Genomic DNA, 20,477 nt, shown 5'->3' with positions numbered 1-20,477 from the left:
CTGAGCCGTATGGAGACTGTTGAGATCCGCTCCGAGGACATCCGCCTCGGTCAGCTGCTCAAGCTGCACGGTGTCGCCGAGCACGGCGTCATGGCCAAAGAGATGATCGCTGCCGGTGACGTCCTCGTCAACGGCGAGGTCGATACGCGCCGCAGCGCCCGGATCGTCGCCGGGGACGTCGTGGCGGTTCCGGCTGCCGGAGTCGAGTTCACCGTCGAGACGGCCAGCGAACCGCCGGCGATCGGCTGAGCCGAGGGGCCGGTCAGAGGCTGTTGCCTCCGGAGCCTGTCGTACGGTTCATGCCCGGTGCGTCCCACAGTGGTGACCACTTCGACAGATCCTCTTCGAGCGGCACCTCGCCTGCGAGCAGGCCCTTGAGCTGGATCTCCAGGGCATTGTCGCGCTGATGCGGCCCGACCTGCACGAAGGGGTAGAAGGTTCCGCGCTTGTACAGGTAGACGATCGCTGCACTGCGGCCTTCAGCGTCGCGGAAGTACAGGGCGGTGCACAGCAGCATCGTGTCGAAACCCTGATTCACCAGAGCCGAGTTGATCGCGTGCATATTCGTCGCCAAGTTCGAGATATTGGCCTGGGCGTCGCTGATGACCTGCCAGGTGAACCCGTAGCCGTCATTGACCTGTTCGACCTCGCAGTCGGGATCCTGGGAGATGAGCTCGCGGCTCTCCTGCTCCGCATCGGCGAAGGCGCGACCCTCCACTTCGCGGAAGCACACCCCGCCCACTCCGGTGGGGACGAAAGTCGAGGAGGACTGCAGCGTCAGAGAGACGTTCGGCAGGGCGAAGAGGTCATCGAGGTTGGCTCGCTTGGGTTGGGTGCGGCCCAGAATCGCGTCGAAGAATCCCATGCGCCCAGTCTACGAGCCTGCTGCCGGGCAGGAAACTGCAACGGCGGCTTCCGGCGCAGCGGAGATCTCCAGGCAGGGATCAGAAAGGCAAAGATCAGACGGGGCGGGAGAGCTGAGCAGAGATCTGGCTGAGCTGCTCGAGGCGCTGTTCCAGGCTCGGATGCGTGGAGAACAGCTGGTTGACGTCGCGGCCGTTGATCGCCGGGACGAGCGCGAGGTGATTGGCACTGGCGTTCTTGCGCAGATCCTCTGACGGGATCTGCGTCATCTGTCCGCTGATCTTCGTCAGCGCCGAGGCCAGCGTCGAAGGCTGGCCGGTCAGGATCGCGGCGGCGCGGTCGGCTGCCAGCTCCCGGTAGCGGGAGAGCACGCGGATGAGCACGAAGCTCAGCACGTAGACGACAGCGCCGACGACCATCATCGCCAGCAGGATCGGCAGGCCGTTGCTGTTGCGGCTGGAGCTGCGCGTATGGAGGCCGGCACGCACCATGAGCGAGGCGACGACACCGGTGACGCCGGCGACCGTCATGACGGTGACGTCGCGGTGGGCGACGTGGGAGAGCTCATGGGCGAGGACGACCTCGACTTCCTTGGGCTCCAGGGTGTCGAGCAGGCCGCGCGTGACGCACACGACGGAGTGGTTCGGCGAACGGCCGGTGGCGAAAGCGTTGGGAGTGGGGGAGTCGGAGTAGGCGACCCGCGGCTTGACGGTGTCCGACAGCTGGCAGAGTCGGTCGACGATGGCGTGCAGCTCCGGGGCCTGCTCCGGGGTGACGACGCGTGCGCCCATCGCGCTGAGGGCGATGGAGTCAGAGAAGAACCACTGGAAGAAGAAGGCACCGGCGCTCACAAGCAGGGCGAGGACGAGACCGATGGAGCTGCGGTCGAGGATGAACCAGATCGCGGCCATGAGCAGGACGAAGATGAGGCCATTGAGGAACATGGCCGTCGTCATCCTGAAGGTCAGCCCACGGTCCTTGACGAAACGGTTCTTCACGTTCTTCCTGCCTTTGCTGCGGTGCCTTCTTCTGCCACGCGCGTCAGTTCTGCTGCTCGACGGTGCTGATATCGGGGATCAGACCCGAGCCGTCGAGCAGCTTTCGGATGTCCTCAAGCGACGCGTCTGCGAAGGGCACGACGATATCGGAGACTCCGAGGAAGTCGTCTGCCACGGGGGAGCCGTGGGAGAGGATGAACGAGCGCAGATCCCGCAGCGCGGTGCTGGTCTGCTCTTCATCGCCGGCCTGTACAGCGTGCTCGACCTTGTCGTCGTAGTCCTGCAGGGCATCCTGTTCGACATCGGCGACGTCGAACTGGCCTTCGCCCATGATGCGTACGATCATCTCAGGCCCCCTGCCCTGGCTGCTCAGCGGAGTTCTGCGGATCTGCGGTTTCGGCGTCGACAGGAGCCTCGCTCGTGATCTGCGGGCGCTCCTCCTGGCCGCCGGGCAGACCCTGGCGCAGGCGTGCCAGCTCCATCTCCACATCGTTGTCGCTGGAGAGGGCGTTGAGCTGAGCGTCGATATCGTCCTGCGCGGTGCCGGTCATATCGTCGAGGGCGCCGGCGGAGATGAGCTCGTCCATGGCACCGGCGCGTGCCTGCAGCTGTGCGGTCTTGTCTTCAGCGCGCTGGATCGCCAGTCCGACGTCGCCGAACTCCTCGGAGATGCCGGAGTAGGCTTCGCTGATCTTCGACTGTGCTTCAGCGGCGTTGTAGTTGGCCTTGATGGTCTCCTTCCGGGTGCGGAAGGAATCGACCTTGGCCTGCAGGCGCTGGGAAGCGGTGACGAGCTTCTGCTCTTCGGCCTGCAGGTTCTGGTGCTGGGTCTGCAGATCGGAGATCTGCTGCTGCAGGCCGGACTTGCGGGTCAGCGCCTCACGGGCGAGGTCCTCACGGCCGACCTCCATCGCCTTCTGCGCCTGTCCCTGCAGCTTGTCCTGCTGCTTCTCCAGCTGTCCGATCTGCAGCTCGAGGCGCTTGCGGCTGGTAGCGACATCGGCGACGCCGCGGCGCACCTTCTGCAGCAGCTCCAGCTGCTTCTGATACGAGTAGTCCAGCGTCTCATTGGGGTTCTCGGCCTTGTCGAGGGCCGAGTTGGCCTTCGCGCCGAAAATCATCTTCATGCGTGAGAAAATGCTCATCCCGGGGATCTCCTTCGAGCTCAAGCTCATGTTCTGCGTTCTCCCTCACTCTACTGCGTGAGATTGGAAAAAGCTTGGGGCAGACCGCGGCCGCCGGCACGCGCGACAGCCTCGACCAGAACTGCGGCGAGCTGCAGTGCGTGCCGGCGGCTGACAGGGAATCAGCGGGTGAAGCGCTTGCGGTTGGCCTCCTCCACCTCGGAGTACTGCACGCCGGCAGCCGAAAGGGCATCGCGGATGCTCTCGATGCTCTCCTGCACCTGCCGCTGCACCACCTCCCACTCCCCGGCGATCTGCTGGAAGCTCTCAGCGGCCCCGCCGCGCCACGAGTTCTCCAGATTCCGCAGGTGGCTCATGAGACTGGCCGCCTCACTGTGCAGCACCGTGCACGACTCCTGCGTGCGCGCGACAGTGGCTTCGATCTCCTGGGCGTCGACCTGTATGACAGCCATCGCTGGCTCCTTCCTTCGGGTGACAGGTACGGCACCCATTGCACCGCCGGCCCGCACATGAGCCGGCACGACGACGGCCGGGTGTGGACATCCAGCGGTGTCCACACCCGGCCGTGCCCGCGAGTCTGCAGTCGCGAGGACGCTTCTCAGGCTGCCCGCGTCCCGCCTCGGGAAGGGAGGGGGCTCACTTCGCCTGCAGGGTCACATCCATCTGCTGCTTCTGCCCGCCGCGCACGAGCGTGACGGTGACCGTCTGGTTGATCGGATACGAGCGGATGAGCGCCTGGAGCGCCACCGAGTTGTTCACCGGGGTGTCGTCGACGGCGATGATCTCGTCATCGGGCTGGATGCCGGCCTGCGCAGCCGCCGAACCGTCCTCCACCTCGGAGACCTTCGCCGAACCGCGCGCGATCCCGTTGTGGTCGACCTGCGAATCCTGCACGGCGACACCGAGCGCTGTGTGCTCAGCCGAGCCGTTCGAGATGAGCTGATCGGCGATGTTCTTCGCCTGCGTGACCGGAATCGCGAAGCCGATGCCGATCGAGCCGCTCTGCTGGCCGCTGTCCTGGGCATCGCGCAGGGTGGCAGCCGCGGAGTTGACGCCGATGAGGTTGCCGTTGCCGTCGACGAGCGGGCCGCCGGAGTTGCCCGGGTTGATCGCCGCATCGGTCTGGATCGCATTGGTGATCGTCAGGGTGCCCTGCGGGTCATCGGTGTCCTCGCCGATGTTCTCCGTCGTCACCGGGCGGTTGAGCGCGGAGACGATGCCGGTGGTCACCGTGTCGGCCAGACCGAGGGGGTTGCCCAGCGCCATAACCGGGTCGCCGACGCTCAGCTGGCTGTCGTCGCCGATCGGCAGCGGGGTGAGGCCGTCGGGGTTCTGGCGCAGCTTGAGGACTGCGATATCGGTCTCCGGATCGCGGCCGACGATCTCAGCTTCGATGGTGTCGCCGTTGTTGAAGACGACGTTGACCTGACCGCCGCCGGTATCGGCAGCGGCGATGACGTGGTTGTTCGTCACGATGTGGCCGTCGCTGTCGTAGACGAAACCGGAGCCCAGCCCCTGCACCTGGCCGTTGACGCCGACCTGGATCGCCGCCACCGACTGCGAGGCGGTCTCAGCGATCGTCGCCCAGTCCGGAGTCTCCTGCGTGCGCTGCGGAGGATCGGCGGTCGTCGCCTCCGACTGGCCCTGCTGCGAACCGAGGCCGAGCGCCTGCATGCCGTACATCGTGCCCGCGCCGAGCAGTCCGCCCAACAGCACCGCCATGAGGGTGAACAGTGTCAGCGCACCCCAGCCGGGGCCGCGTCGCTCACGGCGTGCCGGTAACGACTGCGGTCCGGGCTGCATTCCCGGCTGCGGGCCGGGCTGCGGAGTCTGTCCGCTGCTGGAGCCATAGGGCTGGCTCGCTGCCGTCGTCGGGGCGCTCGCCGGCGCTGGGGGGAAGGTGTGCGGTGCCTGCCCGGCTGCAGGCTGAGTGGCCGGTGGGAACGGGCGGCCGCTCGGGTTTCCGCCCTCGCTGCGCTGGCCGGCGCTGTTCGGCGGGGGAAATATGGGCCGCTGTTCGGCGGTGCGCTGCGGGCGCGGGTACCCGGTTCCGGCCGCGCCCGAGGCGGGAGGCACCTCGGCGTCGTCGGTTGGGAAGGTCCGTCGGTTCTGCTGGGAGTGGCGGCCCGGCTGAGGTGCTCGCGGCTGGGTCGTTCGCGTCGGGCGCGTGAAGCTCTCCTCGGGGTTCTCAGGTGTGTGGCTCATGGTGGTCCTCTTCCTGCGCATCGGTCGCAGCGGGTTGTTCGAATGGAATAGGCAGGTCGACGCGGAACGTCGCGCCGCCGCCGGGTGTCGGGTGCACCGAGATCCGGCCCTGATGGGACTCGACGATCGCTTTGACGATCGACAGGCCCAGGCCCGATCCGCCGGTATCGCGGTTGCGTGAGGCGTCGAGGCGGTAGAACCGCTCGAAGATGCGCGGCACCTCCTCCGGGTCGATGCCATCGCCGTGGTCGCGGACCTCGAAGCGGACCCGGCCGGCCGGGAATCCGGCGAGCTCGTCGCCGACATGGACACCGCCGGCCGCCGAGACATCGGGGACGATCGGCTGGTCAGCGCCTGCCGCCGGCTGCCCGCGCTCGCGGTCAGCGTCGACCCTGGCCGCCGTGTCGGTCCGGTCCTTTTCCGCCTTGTCCTTCTCCGCCTTGTCCTTATCGCGCCGGAAGATCCGCACCGGGCCGGTGACGAAGCCCGGGGCCTTCGGCTTGGCGGTCTTGGGCTTCGCGTCCTCCGCCTCGGGAGCGGGGACGACCTCGGGCACGCCGCGGACGCCGACGGCGAACTCGATCGCCGTCTGCGGCGGAGTGTGGCGGACGGCATTGCCGGCGAGGTTGACGATCACCTGGCGCAGCTTGGCTTCCGAACCGTAGACGTTCGGGACGCCCGTCTCATCAGCATCCTCGCCGTCCAGGCCGATGAAGCTGATGTCGCGGTCGGGGTCCTGCGCAGCCGCATCGGCGGCAGCATCGCGGACGATCGCGCAGACATCGACCGGGCCGAGCTCGGCCTCCCTGCGCTCATCGAGGCGGGCGAGCATGACGAGGTCTTCGACGAGCACGCCCATCCGCTTGGCCTCGGCCTCGATGCGGTCCATCGCCTGACCGATGTGCTCGGGATCCTTGAGCGCGCCCTGGCGGTAGAGCTCGGCATAGCCGCGGATCGTCACGAGCGGGGTGCGCAGCTCATGGGAGGCATCGGAGACGAACTGCCGGATCCGCTTCTCCGAGCGGGTCTGTCCGTCGAAGGAGTCCTCGATCCGCCCGAGCATCGTGTTGAGCGCCGCTGACAGCCGGCCGAGCTCCGTATTGCGCGGATACTTCGACACGCGCTGCGACAGATCGCCGGCGGCGATCCGGGAGGCGGTCTCCTCGATGTTCTTCAGCGGCCGGAAGGTGTTGGTGATGGCGAAGTAGCCCACCCCGGCCACGAGTGCCAGCGCCAGCAGACCGATGCCGACCATCGTGTTGCGGGCGCGTTCGCTGATGTCGTCGACATCGCGGTCGAAGGGCACGGCGACGGCCACCAGCCACGGCGTGCCCTGCACCTGCAGGGCGAGTGCCCGCCAGTGCGAGCTCGTGCCTTCGACGGTGAACGGGCGGCCGGCGCGCTCGCCCACAACCGCTTGGTTGATGTCCGGCAGATAGGGGACATTCGTCGGATCCGGGGCGACCGGCTCGAAGGCGGTATTGCCGTCAGCGGAATAGAACTGCACGTAGTAGGAGCCCGGCAGCAGATTCCGCAGCGACTCCTCCTGCGGATTCGACTGCACCTGATCGCCGCCCTGCAGCGGTGCCGGCAGGAACACCTGCTCAGCAGCCTGGATGGCGAGCGCATCCGAGGCGCTGATGAGGCGCTCATCGGTGCGTTCGATGAGGCTGGCCCGGATGTTCTCCAGCACCCAGGCGCTCGTGCCGGTGAGCACGAGCAGCATGAGGGTCATCATGATCGTCAGCAGCTTGGTGGTGAGCGACCATTCTTCCCAGATGACGGTCTGCTTGCTCTTGCGGTGACGATTCACAGGGCGGCGATTCTCAGTTCAGTCGGAGGCGGGCGGGTGTGCAGGTGCTCATTTGCTCTCAGGCGTGCGCAGCATGTAGCCCACACCGCGCTTCGTCTGGATCATCGGGCGCCATTCGGCGTGCACCGGATTGCCAGCTTCGTCGGTCTCCGGGGCGGTGTCGATCTTGCGGCGCAGATAGGAGATGTAGGACTCGACGATGCCGGTGTCGCCGCCGAAGTCGTATTCCCACACGTGGTCGAGGATCTGCGACTTCGACAGCACGCGGTTGGCGTTGAGCATGAGGTAGCGCAGCAGCTTGAACTCCGTGGGGGAGAGGTCGACGAGGATCCCGCCGCGGCGCACCTCGTGGGTGTCGTCATCGAGCTCCAGGTCACCGACCTGCACGACAGCGCCCTCGTCCTCCTCGACGCTGTGGGTGCGGCGCAGCACCGCGCGGATGCGTGCGACGACCTCTTCGAGGCTGAAGGGCTTGGTGACGTAGTCATCGCCGCCGACGGTCAGGCCGGTGATCTTGTCCGAGGTGTCATCACGGGCGGTGAGGAACACCACCGGGATGTGGCGGCCGGTCTGGCGCAGCCGGCGGGTCACGGTGAAGCCGTCCATGTCCGGGAGCATGACGTCGAGGACGAGCAGGTCGGGTTCGCTCTGCTCGGCCAGGCGCAGGGCCTCAGTGCCGTTGCCGGCGGAGATGACGTCGAAGCCGGCGAAGCGCAAGCTGGTGGAGAGGAGTTCGCGGATATTGGGCTCATCATCGACGACCAGCAGGGTGGCCTCAATGTCTTCGTGTTCGAGATGTCCTGAAGTCATGACTCCATCCTGGCACATGAGTCTGGAAGTTTTCTGAACTCTGGCTGGATACGAATATGGCATGAATCACATGTCATTCGGCCGGTTTGCCATCGGTTTCGACATCGGGGTGGACGGTCTCGCCCTCGCCTTCCTCCTGATGGACCCAGCTGGGTCCGAAGAAGTCGGCGGTGGCCTCGTTCCAGTCCTCCAGCCACCCGCGCGGCGGAGCTTTGAGCAGCTCGCCTTCCTTCATCCAATTGAAGACGTGTGCGTAGGACATCACCTCGGTCTGGGAGACGCGCTTGCGCAGCATCTTCGGCGAAAGCTGGTCCGGTCGGGCGACGCCGAGAGTCGAGAGCATCTGCTTGGCTTCATCGACGGTGGCCTTGTGGTAGTTGTGGACGGCTACGGATTTCGAGGGCACGTGCAGCGAGCGGGCGAGTTTGGGGTCCTGCGTGGCCACACCGGTAGGGCAGTGGTTGGTGTGGCAGCGCTGTGCTTGGATGCAGCCGACTGCCATCATCATCGGCCGGGCCGCGAGGCAGAAGTCGGCGCCCTGGATGAGCCGGCGGACGATGTCGTTGCCTGAGGCGATCTTGCCCGCCACCCCGAGCTTGATGTGCTTGCGCAGCCCGACGCCGACGAGCGCGTTGTGCACAACGTGCAGGCCCTCGGTCAGCGGGGTGCCCATATGGTCTTCGTATTCCAGGGGCGCGGCGCCGGTGCCGCCCTCGGCGCCGTCGATGACGATGAAGTCGGGCAGAATGTCGGTCTCGAGCATCGCCTTGCATATGCCGAGCACGTCACGGCGCATACCGACGCACAGTTTGAACCCGATCGGCTTGCCCCCCGAGAGCTCGCGCAGCTGAGAAATGAACTCCATGAGCTCGCGAGGGGTCTGGAATGCCGAATGGGCAGGCGGGGAGATGCAGTCCTCGTCGAGCGGTACGCCGCGGGCCTCAGCGATCTCCGGGGTGATCTTCTCCGCCGGCAGCACGCCGCCCAGACCGGGTTTCGCGCCCTGGGAGAGCTTGATCGAGATCGCCTTGACATGCGGGTGGCGGGCCTTCTCCTCGAACTGCTCGGGATTGAAGTTGCCCTCGGAATCACGGCAGCCGAAGTAGCCGGACCCGAATTCCCAGATCAGATCGGCGCCGCTTTCGAGATGGTACTTCGTCAGCCCGCCTTCTCCGGTCTCCTGGGCGAACCCGCCGCGGGCTGCTCCCTGACTCATCGCCATCACGGCGTTCTTCGACAGGGAGCCGAAGCTCATCGAAGAGATGTTGAACAGCGAGGAGTCGTACGGCTGGCTGCACTGCGGTCCACCAATGCGCACCCGGTGCTCCCCCGCCGGGATCGGGCCGGGCTGAGCGGCATGGATGAGATACTCATAACCCGGTGCACGCACCTCGAGCTCGGTACCGAAGGACTTGACCGAGTGGGTGCCGTTGGCGCGCTCATAGATGAGGTCGCGGACGTCGCGGTCGAACGGCTTGCCGTCGTAGTTGCGCTCGACGAAGTACTGCTGGACCATCGGGCGGATGGCCTCCATCATGTACCGGCCGTGGCCGATGACCGGGAAGTTGCGCAGCACCGCGTATCGGTGCTGCACCACGTCGTAGACGGCCACGAGCAGCAGGATGGCTGCGGCTAAGACGAGGATCCACCACCACGGGCTGAGTGCCAGCGCCATTGCCGCACCGACCGCCATGACGAAGAGTATGCCGATGAAGATACCGATCGCGATCATATTCTTTAGCCTACGACCAAAGCAGAGCTGCCTGAGGAGGAATGTGCCCTGCTTTTCACGCTGCCGGCGGGCGGGTCAGGCCGGTTGCTCCTCCTGTCGTTTGCGGTAAGCGGCCACGTGGGTGCGGTTGGCGCAGTTGCCGGTGTCGCAGAAGCGCTTCGATCGGTTGCGTGAGAAGTCGACGAACACGGCGTTGCAGTCCTCGGCCGCACACACCTGCAGGCGGGAGAGCTCGTGCTCGCGGATGAGGTCGATGAGCGCAAACGCGATGTCGATAGCGAAGCGGTCCGGCAGTGGCGCGGTCTGGGCGGTGCCGTGCAGGTGCCAGTCCCAGCCGTCATGGCGCACGAGCTGGGGGAGTGCGTTGCAGCGCAGCAGTGTCGAGTTCACCGCCGCGACCACATCCTCGATCGCATCGGAGTCGAAGACGGTCTCGAAGTCCTCCCGCACCGCGTGGGTCAGGTCGACGTCGGAGCTCGTCGCCGCGATCGGGGCCGAGAAGTCGTGCCGACGCGCGAACTCCTCGATGGCTCCGGCATCGGCCAGCAGCTCCTGGTCGTTGCGCCCGGAGTTGATGAGGTCTACGAGCATGACCAGGACGGAGCGGTTTTCATCGGTGAGAGACATGCTGGCCACAGTGTAGCGAATACAGCCTGTGATCAAGCTCACGCGAAATCTGCCGCGTCACGATCATAGTCGCGTTGACTCGTGAGCCCTGCCTGCTGTTCACTAGAACATATGTCAGTGAGTCATGAGTCAAAGTGGTAACACTCATGACACGCCACTCCGTTCGTCGTGGGGAGGGAAACCGTGAATCGTCAGGCTGTCTCAGGTCTTGTGCTCATCCTGCTGTCCGCCTTCTGCTATGCCGCAGCCGCGCCGATCGGCAAGGTCATGTATGCCGGCGGCTGGACCCCGGAGGTCGTCGTGTTCCTCCGCGTGCTCGGCACCGGCCTCGTCCTCCTCATCCCCACGCTCATCGCCATGCACGGCCGCTGGCACGCGTTCGCCCGCTGGCAGACCTGGCGTGATGTCATCACCTTCGGCATCGTGTCCGTCGCCGGAGTGCAGCTGCTGTTCTTCATGTCGGTCGAGCACCTCGATGTCGCCATTGCGCTGCTGCTCGAGATGACGGCCCCGCTGATGATCGTCGTCTGGGTGTGGTTGCGCAGCCGTATCCGCCCCAGCTCGCTCACCTTCGTCGGCATGGGCCTGGCGATGTTCGGCCTGGCCTTCATCCTCGACCCGCGCGGCGCACAGCTCCACCTCGGCTCGGTGCTGCTGGCCCTCGGCGCAGCGGTCTGCCTGGCCTGCTACTTCCTCGACTCGGCCAAGGCTGAGATGCCGGTTCCGCCGATCGCACTCGTGGGATTCGGAATGTTCGTCGGCGCTGCCGCCGTGGGCGTCTACGCCTTCGCCGGTCCGCGCGCCCAGCAGCTGACCACCGCGCCCATGTCGCTGGGGTCAGTGCCGGTCACCTGGTGGCAGGCGATCGCCCTCATCGTGCTCGTCACCGCCGGCGCCTACGTCACCGCCGCCTTCGGCATCCGCATGATCGGTGCGACGGTCGCCAGTTTCGTCAACCTCATCGAGGTGCCGTTCTCCGTCGTCATCGCCTGGGTCGTTCTCGCTGAACTTCCGGTCTACGCCCAGGCCGTCGGCGGTCTGCTCCTGCTCGCCGGCGTCGTGTTCATCAAGATCGGCGAGAGCCGCACTGCCGCCCGCGAGGTCGTCGTCTCCGATGTGCCGGTCGCCTCGCTGCCGGTCATCGAGCATGTCGCCGTTCCCGAGGCGGTGCGCACCCGCAGTGCCGCCGCCGAGGCAGTTGGCGCCTGACCTCCGGCCGGTTCAGTCGGCATCGTCGTCGCGTTCGGCAGGTGGCCTCCGGTCATCGAGATACCGGTTGACCACCGGGATCCAGGACACGGCAACGCCGAACAGAACCGCTGCGATCCCTGCAGACGCCAGCGGCGCGCTGACGTCGGCTGCTGCGCCGATGATCGGGTTGACGGCGATCCCGACGAGGCTGCCGAACGAGCTGGCGATGTTGAGTACGGTCGCCCGGCGTGCTTTCGGTATCACCTGATTCGCCACCGCCAGGGTGATCGGGCCGCGGGCGTGCATACCGATAACGACGAGGACGAAACCGCTGATGACGCACACACTGTGGGGCACCGCCATGAGCCCGAATCCTGCTGCCCCGCAGCCCATCGCCAGCAGCAGGGCGCGCTTCCTGCCGATCGCTGCCTCGATCCAGCCGGCCCAGTGGTTGTAGAAGGCCGCAGCCAGCTGCGCACCCGCAGCGATGAATCCCCACGCGGCCACCGGGACGCCGGAGGCAGCGAAAAGCGGCTGATTCAAGGTGAAGACTGCATTGAACAGCACGAAGCACGCACCTGAGGCCGCAACCACATGCAGCAGGATCGGGGTGGAGAAGAGCAGGACGACTCCCTGCCGCAGCTGGTCCAGCGAGGATTCGCTCTCACGCGTCGGTGAACTCGTGCCGGTCGGCTGGGCTGGCAGCAGGCCCGTGGCGAGAGCGCCGATTGAGGCTGCGACTGCGGTGGCGATCGCTGGCCAGGTGATATCGACCGCAGCGAGCAGGCCGCCGCAGGCTGAAGCAATGACTCCGGCGGTCAGTTCCAGTGAGCTGAGGTGTCCCCACACTCCGACGCCTCGGTCCTCAGCTGCAGAGTCGAGCGCGTCGTAGATATAGGCGTCGAGTGCGCCGGTGAGCATGGCAATGCCCAAACCGCTGAGGGCAAAGGAGACACTGAAAGCGAGATGGGACCCCGCGAATGCGAACAAGGTCTCGGCGACAGCGTTGAAGCCGAACCCTGCGATGATCACCCATCTGCGGTCGATGCGATCGGCGACGATGCCGCTGGGCACCTCCGCGACGAGGATGCTCGCACCGAGGATCGTCTCGAAGATGAAGATGTCTGAAAGAGACTGACCCCGGCTCAACAGGAACAGCGCACTGACCGGGACGTAGAAGCCCAGGCCGCTGGCAACAGTCGCCAGGGCGATGGGGAACAGGTGGGCATTTCCCCAGACGTCAGTCCAGGGTGAGCGGTTCTATCGCATCACGACTCCTTCGTCTTCGGTGCTCTTCCCCTTACGATACATGCCGGCCGACGTCTACGGCTCACCGGCGATCCTCACCGTCCGAGCTGCTCGGCGTTGAGGATGGTGTAGCTGTATCCCTGCTCGGTGAGGAATCGGCGGCGGTGGGCGGCGAAGTGCTCATCAACGGTCGAGGCCGCCACGACCGTATAGAAAGTCGCAGCTTCAGCGTGCGGCTTGGGTCTGAGGATCCTCCCGAGGCGCTGGGCCTCTTCCTGCCGGGAGCCGAAGGAGCCGGAGACCTGGATGGCGACCGAGGCCTCGGGCAGGTCGACGGAGAAGTTCGCGACCTTCGAGACGACGAGCACTGAGATCTCCCCGGCGCGGAACTGCGCGAACAGCTCCGTGCGCTCCTTCACTGGTGTCCTGCCGGTGAGCACGGGGGCGTCGAGGGCCTCGCCGAGCTCTTCGAGCTGGTCGAGGTACTGGCCGATGACGAGCACCTGCTGGCCGGCGTGCTGGGCGGCGATCTTCTTGACCACCGGGATCTTCGCATCTGACGCAGCTGCCAGCCGGTAGCGATCCTCGCCATCGGCGTGTGCGTACGCGCGCCGGGTGCCGGTGTCGAGCCGGACCCGCACCTCGTAGCAGTGGGCTTCAGCGATGAAGCCGGCGGCCTCGATCTCCTTCCACGGCGCTTCGAACTGTTTGGGGCCGATGAGGGAGAACACCTCTTCCTCCCGTCCGTCCTCGCGCACGAGAGTGGCGGTCAGGCCGAGCCTGCGGCGGGCCTGCAGGCCTGCGGTGAGGCGGAACACCGGGGCCGGCAGCAGATGCACTTCGTCGTAGATCACCAGCCCCCAGTCGCGGGCATCGAGGAGCTCCAGGTGGAGGTAGGAGCCCTTCCGGCGGGTGGTGAGGACTTGGTAGGTCGCGATCGTGATCGGGCGGATCTCCTTGACCGATCCGGAGTACTCGCCGATCTCGTCGGCGGTCAGGCTGGTGCGCCTGAGCAGCTCGGCCTTCCACTGCTTGGCCGCCACCGAATTCGTCACGAGGATGAGCGTCGTCGTGCCGACGGCGGCCATCGTCGCAGCTCCCACGACCGTCTTGCCGGCCCCGCACGGCAGCACCACGACCCCGGACTCCCCGTGGGTGAACGCATCGACGGCCCGCTGCTGGTACTCGCGCAGATGCCACGGCTGACTGCTGCCCACGACACCACTGCCCTCTGCTCCGGAGGCACCGCTGCCCTCCGCACCCGAGGCGCCCGTCGCCTCGGTGCCGGTGTCCCCGGTGGTGGCCGACAGCTCGATCTCATGCTTCTCACCATCGACGTAGCCGGCGTGGTCGGAGACCGGGTGGGCAAGCCGCAGCAGCCGGTGCTTGAGCTCGCCGCGCTCCGAGGGGTGCACGCGCACCGTGTGCTCATCGATGCGGGTGCCCACCAGTGAGACGATCTCCGGATGCGCGATGAGCTCACTCAGCAGTTCCGTGTCCTGGCTGTGCAGGACGAGCCCGTGGATGGGGGACTGCTCGAGGGTGAGGACCCCGAAGCGCTCCATTGTTTCGACGATGTCGAGCAGCAGCTCGTGCGGGACCGGGTGCTTGGCGTATTCGAGCAGTGCGTCGATGACGGATTCGGGATCGTGACCGCTGGCCCGAGCGTTCCACAGCCCGAGCGGGGTGATCGTGTACGTATGGATGAGCTCGGGCGTCTTGGCCAGCTGCGCGAACGGGGCGATTGCGATCGCCGCCTCGGCAGCCTCCGGGTGGGTCGATTCGAGCAGCACGGTGCGATCGGCCTGGACGATGAGGGGACCGTTCACAGGCTGTCCTTGTTGTCCGTGACCTCGCTGCCCGTGCCCGAGGTGGGGGTTCCTGAGGCGGGGTTGTCCGAGGCGGGGGTGTCCGAGGCGAAGGTGGGTGTGGTGCCGCCGTCACCTGTGCCGGCGGGAGCGGCGGAGATGATGCGGGCGAGCCCGAAGGTCAGTTCGGTGTCGCGGGCCGGGCCGGTGCGGGCGCGCACCCGCCCGCCTGCCACCTGGATCGGGGCGATGCGGACCTGGCGCTGGGAACCCTCGCGGCCGACGACGGTGAGGTCGACCTCGGTGCCGGTGGCTGCGGCTTCGCGCAGCACATCGGCGATCGTCGACGGTGATTCGGTCTCCGGTTCCTCGCTGCCGGAGCGCAGAGAGGAGATATAGGAGGACAAGCGCGAGTCAGGCACTCGGGTGGTGCGCCGGGTGGTGGCCGGCCGGCGGGCGAGGCTGGCTGCGCGCGGGGGAGCGGGGTTCTCTGGGGCGGCGGCCATCGTCTGGTATTCGGCGGCTTCGAGCAGCATCGCCAGCCGTTCGCGCGAGACGTTTGAGACCGCGACCGTCGCGCTCAAGCGGGTGAGCCCGGCGGGGACGAGAGCGGAGTCGGCGAGCATCGCGGCGAGTTCGGCTTCGTCGTCGACGACAATGACGCTGCGGGCGGCAGCGATCTGGATGCGGCCGAGCCGCCCGGCTGTTTCGGTGATGAGGAACTCGAGCGGCTGGGGCAGCGTCTCCTGTCCGGTGACCTCGCGCAGCCGGGCGGTGATGTCATCGGCGCGCAGCCCGGACTTCAGGGCATCGGAGATCGTCGTCTCCGTGAACCGGTACACAGTGCCCTGCCCGCGGGTGTCGACCTCGGCGAGCTCGGTGAGCGCAGCGTGGATCTGCGGCGCCAGCGGGCCGGTGGCGATCGCGGTGAGGTCGGACTGCACGACGACGCGGGTCTGCAGCTCGGGCAGGATCCCGTCGACCCGGGCGGGAATCGATTCGGGCACCGAGACCGCAGTGATGTCAAAGCCGGTGACGGCACGGGCGGTGTCCATCGCCTCGGCCAGGTGAGAGGCGAGCATCCGGCCCAGAGTCGTGAGCGCGTGGGCGCGGCCGTCGGCCAGCGGGGTGCACAGCAGCCCGAGCAGCGCGGCTTCGTCGATGAGCCGGGTGAGCGTGGCGGTGTTGGCGGCGGCCAGCAGCGGGTGGCGCCATTGGATGTGGGCGATGAGCAGGTCATCGGGCACCGCCAGATGGGTGCCATCGTCTCCAGCGCTGCCGCCGCCAGCTGAGTCGTCTGTCAGTTCCGCCAGCGTGTGCAGCAGCGCGTACCGGGCGTGCGGCAGCGGCGGCTGGGACTGCGGGAACCCGGCATAGGCGGCCTTGCGGTGCAGCCCGGCCGAGGCGGCCAGCGACTGCAGTCGGTCCCCGCGCTCGGTGCGCCCGGCCAGCACATGGGTCGTATCGACGGCACCGGTGAGCCAGGTCTGCAGCAGCATCGCGTAGACCTCGCTGCGTTCGGCGGCGAGCACTGTGTCGAAGGCCGCAGTCGGCAGCCAGCGCGGGTCGAGCTCGGTGCCGCCGATGCCCAGCAGCCCGGCGGCTGCGGCCAGTTCGGTCAGCATCACCGCATCAGGAAAGCTCGCCCCGAGTGCGCGGGCAATGGCCTGCATATCGCGTTTGCCGGCCCCGCCGCTGGTGAGCTGGGAGACCTCATGAGAGGTGAAAGCGTCGACAGCCGAGAGCACCCCGGACACCGTCGCCGAGGCGGCCGCTGCCTCGGCATTGGCAGCGAGCGCTTCGGAGACCGGCCGGGTGTACTCGGCCGGATCGGCCGGGGCGGTGGCTGCCACCCAGTCCGGGGGAGAGCGCAGCTCCGCCGCCGAGGTCGGCAGCAGGCTCATCGTCTCCGCATGCGTGCGATATGCACGATCCCCGACCGGCCACAACAGCCCGCGGGTCTTGAGCGTCTCCACCACCTCGGGCGCGGCCGCCAGCGTGGATGCCGGCACGGCAGGATCGACACGGGTCGCACACGCCGCCCGGTGCACCGCCTGCAGGGCGGCCGTGTCGAGGGATTCGAGACCGGTGGCCACCGCGGTGCGCGACCCGGCGGCTGCGGCGACATCGCGCAGCCGGGGCAGGTCGGTGCGCATGAGGTCCCGGCGGGCGCGGGAGAACGCAGCGAAGTCCGCATCGGGAAGCTCGCGCAGCCAGGCGGCGAAGGAGGTCAGCGTAGCCATCGGACCCAGTCTAGTACCGCCGCCGCACCCGGCCCGGGCCTCGGCTACAATGGTCTGGCCAGCCGCAACAGGCCCGCACGCAGCAGAAGGAGGTGGCCACGGTGAGCGCACCGGCGCAGAGCGCACCGCCGCACAGGCGTGCGAGTTCGCGCGCCGATGCCGTGCTGACAGCAGCTGCGGTGATCTTCTCGCTCATCGGGGTGCTTGCGATCGCGGTCGTGCTCATCCAGGCCGCCATGCAGGCCAGACCCTCGGCGCTCATGACCTACACGGGAATGATCTGCCTGCCGATCGGGTTTGCAGGAATGCTGGCCGTGCTCATCCGCGCCACACTGCGCCGCCGCAGCAGCTGAACCGGCCCGCCGGAGCCCACCGCCCGGCCCGCCAGCACACGACAGCCACCCGGCACCCGCGGCACACACCGCACCACCGGTCCACCGGCCGCACCACCCCACCAACTCAGAACAATCCGCTTCTGCTGCGGCACACCTGCCGCCAGAAGCCTCGCATGTGAAAGGACACTATGCCCACCGGACGCGTGAAATGGTTCGACGAAAGCAAGGGATTCGGCTTCGTCACCGCCGATGACGGCGAGCAGATCTTCCTCCACGGCTCGGCCCTGCCCGCCGGAGCGCAGGTGCGCACCGGCACCCGCCTCGACTTCGACATCGTCGACGGCCGCAAGGGCAAGCAGGTGCTCAAAGCCCGCCTGCTCGAAGCCCCGCGCAAGGTCCGCCGCGACCCGGAGAAGATGGTCGTGATGGTCGAGGACGTCATCCGGATGCTCGACGACACCGCCGCCGGTCTGCGCCGGGGACGGTACCCCGATTCGGCACATTCGCATAAGGTGGCAGAAGTGCTCCGCGCGATCGCCGACGACCTGGAGGGTTGATGTCGCACCTGTTCGATGACTGGCTCACCGCCATGCGCAGCAGCCGCACCCGCGCTGCCGGCGCGCCTGCCGGTGAGGCCGCGCCCGAGGCGGCGGCTGGCGAACAGCGTCCGGCGCGGCGGGCGGCCAAGCCGGCTGATGATCAGCTGCTGCTGGCTGCCATCGACACCGCCCGGGCTGCGATCGCCGAGGTCGCAGAGGCCGAGCACATCGGCGAGCACCTCTCAGCCGTGATGGAGGGCCAGCGCCTGGCCACCCACTCCTTCGCCTGCACCATGCCCGGCTACCGCGGCTGGCACTGGATCGCCGTGCTCGCCCGCGCCCCGCGCGCCAAGAAGGTCACCGTGTGCGAGACCGCGCTGCTGCCCGGTGAGGACGCACTCGTCGCACCCCGCTGGGTGCCGTGGGCGGAGCGCCTGCAGCCCGGCGATATGGGAGCCCGCGATGTGCTGCCCAAGGTGGTCGACGACCCGAACCTCGAACAGGGTTTTGAACAGGTCGGCGGTGAGGACACCGGGCTGAGCCCGGACGACGAGATCGACCAGATCCCGAACTTCGAATGGGGCCTGGGCCGCCGCCGGGTGCTCTCCCGTGAGGGGATCGCCAACGCCGCGACCCGCTGGGAGAGCTCCGATGCCGGACCGGAAGGCGACTTCGCCCGCCGGGCCGCCGCCCACTGCTCGACCTGCGGCTACCTCATGCCGATGGCCGGTTCGCTGCGCACCCAGTTCGGGGTGTGCGCCAATGAGTGGTCCCCCTTCGACGGCCGCGTCGTCGCCCTCGACAACGGCTGCGGTGCGCACTCGGAGACCGATGAGCGCCGCCGCCCCACCCCGGTTTCCGAACCGGTCGTCGACGACCTGTCCGAAGACTTCGACATGATCGCCGCCCGGGACGCCGCCGCCTCGGGCACGGCGAAGACCGCGGATGCCGCCGGGGCTGATGCCAAGGCCGCCGATGCCGCTGCCTCCCAACACGAGGAGGCCTACGCCAGCCGATGAGCTCCATGTTCCGTTCGCTGAGCGAGCCCAACTACCGCAGGTGGTTCTCGGGTGCGCTCGTGTCGAACACCGGAACGTGGATGCAGCGCACCGCGCAGGACTGGATCGTCCTGACGCAGCTGACGGACAACGACGCCACCGCCCTCGGCATCTGCATGGCCCTGCAGCTGGGACCGCAGCTCATCATGTTCCCCGTCGCCGGGGCGATCGCCGATAAGTTCCCCAAACGCTCGCTGCTCATCCTCACCCAGGCGCTCATGGGCACCTGCGGGCTGCTGCTCTTCGGGCTGGCGATCACACATCTGCTCGTGCTCTGGCACGTCTATGTGCTCGCCTTCTCCCTCGGCATGGTCGCCACCATCGACACCCCGGCCCGGCAGGCCTTCGTCTCCGAGCTCGTCGGCGAGCGGCTGCTGCCCAATGCCGTATCGCTGAACTCCGCATCCTTCAACGGCGCGCGCATGTTCGGTCCGGCGATCGCCGGCGGGCTCACCGCCCTCATCGGCGCTGAACCGGTGTTCCTCATCTCCGGGCTCGGCTTCGGGGCGACGATCAGCGTGCTGCTCACCCTCGACCGGAAGCGGCTGCACGCGACGAGCACCCGCACGATGGGCAAGCGCGGGGTGCTCGGCGGATTCACCTATATCCGCACCCGACCCGACATCATCGTCGTGCTCGTGATCCTCGGCATCGTCTCGACCTTCGGCTTCAACTTCAGCGTCTACACCGCCACGATGGCGAAGATCGAGTTCCATCAGGACGCCAGCGGCTTCGGCCTGCTGTCCTCCGTCATGGCGATCGGCTCGGTCGCCGGGGCGCTGTCGGCGGCCCGCCGGGAGAAGCCGCGCCTGCGGATGGTGTTCGGCGCAGCCGGCGGATTCGGCGTGGCCTGCATGCTCGCCGCCGCGACACCGAGCTATTGGGCGTTCGCCGTTGTGCTCACGAGCGTCGGCTTCTCTGCGATCACGATGATGACCTCGGCGAATGCGTACGTGCAGACGACGACGCCGGCCGGCTACCGTGGCCGGGTGATGGCCATCTACGCTGCCGTCGTCATGGGCGGTGCCCCGCTCGGCGGGCCGGTCGCCGGCCTCGTCGCCGACACCCTCGGCCCGCGGGCGGCGCTCATCGTCGGCGGGCTGGCCGGAGTCATCGGCGTGTGCATCGGGCTCGGCTGGATGGTCTTCGCCAAGAACCTGCGGGTGCATCGACCGCGCCGACGCCGCCGCCTCGTCCACATCAGCTACGACGGCAGGCCCTGAGGCGGTCGGCGGGCAGACGGCGGTGTCTCACGGCGCGGGCTGCCTGCAGGCAGGGGCGGGGTGCTCGTAGACTGAGAACGCATCCCGTTCCCGAGCAGCTGAGGTTGAGACCGCTGTGAGCGCAGAGATCATCACGACCATCATCGCCGGCCTGGCGATGCTCGTCGGCTGCATCGGCATCATCGTCCCCGTGCTGCCGGGCTCCATCCTCATCGCGATCTCCGCGATCGTGTGGGCGATCGTGCAGGGATCGATGACCGGCTGGGTGGTGCTCGCCGTCATCCTGCTGCTGGTGGGCATCGGCATGACCGCCTCATGGGTGCTGACAGGCAAGCGCCTGAAGGACCGTCAGATCCCCAACTCCTCGCTGTTCTTCGGGATCCTCGGCCTGGTCATCGGCTTCATCCTCGGCATCTTCGTCTTCGGCGTCGGCGCGCTGCTGGGCATGCTCGTCGGCTTCGTCGCCGGCCTCTACCTGGCCGAGCTGCAGCGCCTCAAGGACGCGAAGGCCGCCTGGGGCTCCAGCTGGACGGCGATCAAAGCCTTCGGCATCGGCATGATCATCGAATTCCTCTGCGCGGTCACCTCGCTGACGGTCTTCGTCGCCGTCAACATCATCGTGGCCGTCGCCGCCTGAG

The 20,477-nt window shown here is 67.5% G+C and carries 20 protein-coding genes; 7 read left to right on the top strand and 13 right to left on the bottom strand.

Annotated features, from left to right (window positions below; genetic code table 11):
• Nucleotides 1-9 precede the first annotated feature (9 nt).
• On the top strand, nt 10-249 hold the full coding sequence (locus ACFFN1_RS06715; RefSeq protein ID WP_376839757.1) for an RNA-binding S4 domain-containing protein: 240 nt from the start codon (nt 10-12) through the stop codon (nt 247-249).
• Between the two features lie 13 nt (nt 250-262).
• Here ACFFN1_RS06715 and pspAB read toward each other — a convergent pair whose 3' ends face one another.
• The 10 genes from pspAB to ACFFN1_RS06665 form a co-directional block, all read right to left on the bottom strand.
• Nucleotides 263-865, bottom strand: a complete 603-nt coding sequence (gene pspAB, locus ACFFN1_RS06710) for a PspA-associated protein PspAB (protein WP_376839756.1) — start codon at nt 863-865, stop codon at nt 263-265.
• Between the two features lie 94 nt (nt 866-959).
• Entirely contained in the window at nt 960-1,862 is a 903-nt protein-coding gene (gene htpX / locus ACFFN1_RS06705; RefSeq protein ID WP_376839754.1) for a zinc metalloprotease HtpX, read from the bottom strand.
• A gap of 43 nt (nt 1,863-1,905) precedes the next feature.
• Nucleotides 1,906-2,208 carry a PspA-associated protein PspAA gene (pspAA, locus tag ACFFN1_RS06700; RefSeq protein WP_376839752.1) on the bottom strand — a complete coding sequence of 101 codons (303 nt, stop codon included), beginning with the start codon at nt 2,206-2,208 and terminating at the stop codon, nt 1,906-1,908.
• 1 nt (nt 2,209) lies between these two features.
• The gene (locus ACFFN1_RS06695) at nt 2,210-3,007 is read right to left on the bottom strand and encodes a PspA/IM30 family protein (protein WP_376839750.1); all 798 of its coding nucleotides are present in this window, start codon (nt 3,005-3,007) and stop codon (nt 2,210-2,212) included.
• Nucleotides 3,008-3,168: 161 nt separating this feature from the next.
• Nucleotides 3,169-3,459: a WXG100 family type VII secretion target gene (locus ACFFN1_RS06690; protein ID WP_376839749.1), complete on the bottom strand. Its 291-nt coding sequence runs from the start codon at nt 3,457-3,459 to the stop codon at nt 3,169-3,171.
• Nucleotides 3,460-3,643: 184 nt separating this feature from the next.
• Nucleotides 3,644-5,212: a trypsin-like peptidase domain-containing protein gene (locus tag ACFFN1_RS06685; protein WP_376839747.1), complete on the bottom strand. Its 1,569-nt coding sequence runs from the start codon at nt 5,210-5,212 to the stop codon at nt 3,644-3,646.
• Complete coding sequence (locus ACFFN1_RS06680) at nt 5,196-6,947, bottom strand: sensor histidine kinase (protein ID WP_376839965.1); 1,752 nt, start codon at nt 6,945-6,947, stop codon at nt 5,196-5,198. Before ACFFN1_RS06680 ends, ACFFN1_RS06685 begins: the two co-directional genes overlap by 17 nt.
• A gap of 126 nt (nt 6,948-7,073) precedes the next feature.
• A complete protein-coding gene (locus ACFFN1_RS06675) occupies nt 7,074-7,835 on the bottom strand; it encodes a response regulator transcription factor (RefSeq protein WP_376839745.1) in 762 nt (253 codons plus the stop codon).
• 73 nt (nt 7,836-7,908) lie between these two features.
• On the bottom strand, nt 7,909-9,567 hold the full coding sequence (locus ACFFN1_RS06670; RefSeq protein ID WP_376839743.1) for an FMN-binding glutamate synthase family protein: 1,659 nt from the start codon (nt 9,565-9,567) through the stop codon (nt 7,909-7,911).
• A 75-nt stretch (nt 9,568-9,642) separates the two neighbouring features.
• Nucleotides 9,643-10,194, bottom strand: coding sequence for a CGNR zinc finger domain-containing protein (locus ACFFN1_RS06665; RefSeq protein WP_170274437.1), 552 nt, complete (start codon nt 10,192-10,194; stop codon nt 9,643-9,645).
• 183 nt (nt 10,195-10,377) lie between these two features.
• Here ACFFN1_RS06665 and ACFFN1_RS06660 point away from each other — a divergent pair, with 183 nt between their 5' ends.
• Entirely contained in the window at nt 10,378-11,403 is a 1,026-nt protein-coding gene (locus tag ACFFN1_RS06660; protein WP_376839741.1) for an EamA family transporter, read from the top strand.
• Between the two features lie 12 nt (nt 11,404-11,415).
• On the opposite strand, the gene ACFFN1_RS06655 is transcribed toward ACFFN1_RS06660, so the two are convergent.
• From ACFFN1_RS06655 to ACFFN1_RS06645, 3 genes are all read right to left on the bottom strand, one after another.
• Nucleotides 11,416-12,591, bottom strand: coding sequence for an MFS transporter (locus ACFFN1_RS06655; protein ID WP_376839963.1), 1,176 nt, complete (start codon nt 12,589-12,591; stop codon nt 11,416-11,418).
• 137 nt (nt 12,592-12,728) lie between these two features.
• Nucleotides 12,729-14,462, bottom strand: coding sequence for a DNA repair helicase XPB (locus tag ACFFN1_RS06650; protein WP_376839739.1), 1,734 nt, complete (start codon nt 14,460-14,462; stop codon nt 12,729-12,731).
• Entirely contained in the window at nt 14,459-16,684 is a 2,226-nt protein-coding gene (locus tag ACFFN1_RS06645) for a helicase-associated domain-containing protein (RefSeq protein ID WP_376839737.1), read from the bottom strand. The genes ACFFN1_RS06650 and ACFFN1_RS06645 overlap by 4 nt, the downstream gene beginning before the upstream one ends.
• Nucleotides 16,685-16,785: 101 nt before the next feature.
• On the opposite strand from ACFFN1_RS06645, the gene ACFFN1_RS06640 reads away from it, so the two are divergent.
• The 5 genes from ACFFN1_RS06640 (at nt 16,786) to ACFFN1_RS06620 (ending at nt 20,476) form a co-directional block, all read left to right on the top strand.
• Nucleotides 16,786-17,037 carry a hypothetical protein gene (locus ACFFN1_RS06640; RefSeq protein WP_376839735.1) on the top strand — a complete coding sequence of 84 codons (252 nt, stop codon included), beginning with the start codon at nt 16,786-16,788 and terminating at the stop codon, nt 17,035-17,037.
• Between the two features lie 170 nt (nt 17,038-17,207).
• Nucleotides 17,208-17,576 carry a cold-shock protein gene (locus tag ACFFN1_RS06635; RefSeq protein WP_376839733.1) on the top strand — a complete coding sequence of 123 codons (369 nt, stop codon included), beginning with the start codon at nt 17,208-17,210 and terminating at the stop codon, nt 17,574-17,576.
• Nucleotides 17,576-18,577 carry a DUF3027 domain-containing protein gene (locus ACFFN1_RS06630; RefSeq protein ID WP_376839732.1) on the top strand — a complete coding sequence of 334 codons (1,002 nt, stop codon included), beginning with the start codon at nt 17,576-17,578 and terminating at the stop codon, nt 18,575-18,577. The genes ACFFN1_RS06635 and ACFFN1_RS06630 overlap by 1 nt, the downstream gene beginning before the upstream one ends.
• Nucleotides 18,574-19,839: an MFS transporter gene (locus tag ACFFN1_RS06625; protein ID WP_376839731.1), complete on the top strand. Its 1,266-nt coding sequence runs from the start codon at nt 18,574-18,576 to the stop codon at nt 19,837-19,839. The genes ACFFN1_RS06630 and ACFFN1_RS06625 overlap by 4 nt, the downstream gene beginning before the upstream one ends.
• A 115-nt stretch (nt 19,840-19,954) precedes the next feature.
• Entirely contained in the window at nt 19,955-20,476 is a 522-nt protein-coding gene (locus ACFFN1_RS06620) for a DUF456 domain-containing protein (protein WP_376839729.1), read from the top strand.
• The last annotated feature ends 1 nt before the right edge of the window (nt 20,477 follow it).

This window comes from Brevibacterium otitidis (genome assembly GCF_042429315.1).
Classification (GTDB): Bacteria; Actinomycetota; Actinomycetes; order Actinomycetales; family Brevibacteriaceae; genus Brevibacterium; species Brevibacterium otitidis.
The sequence above is the reverse complement of the archived record's forward strand: the minus strand, read 5'-3'. Positions and strand labels throughout refer to the sequence as shown.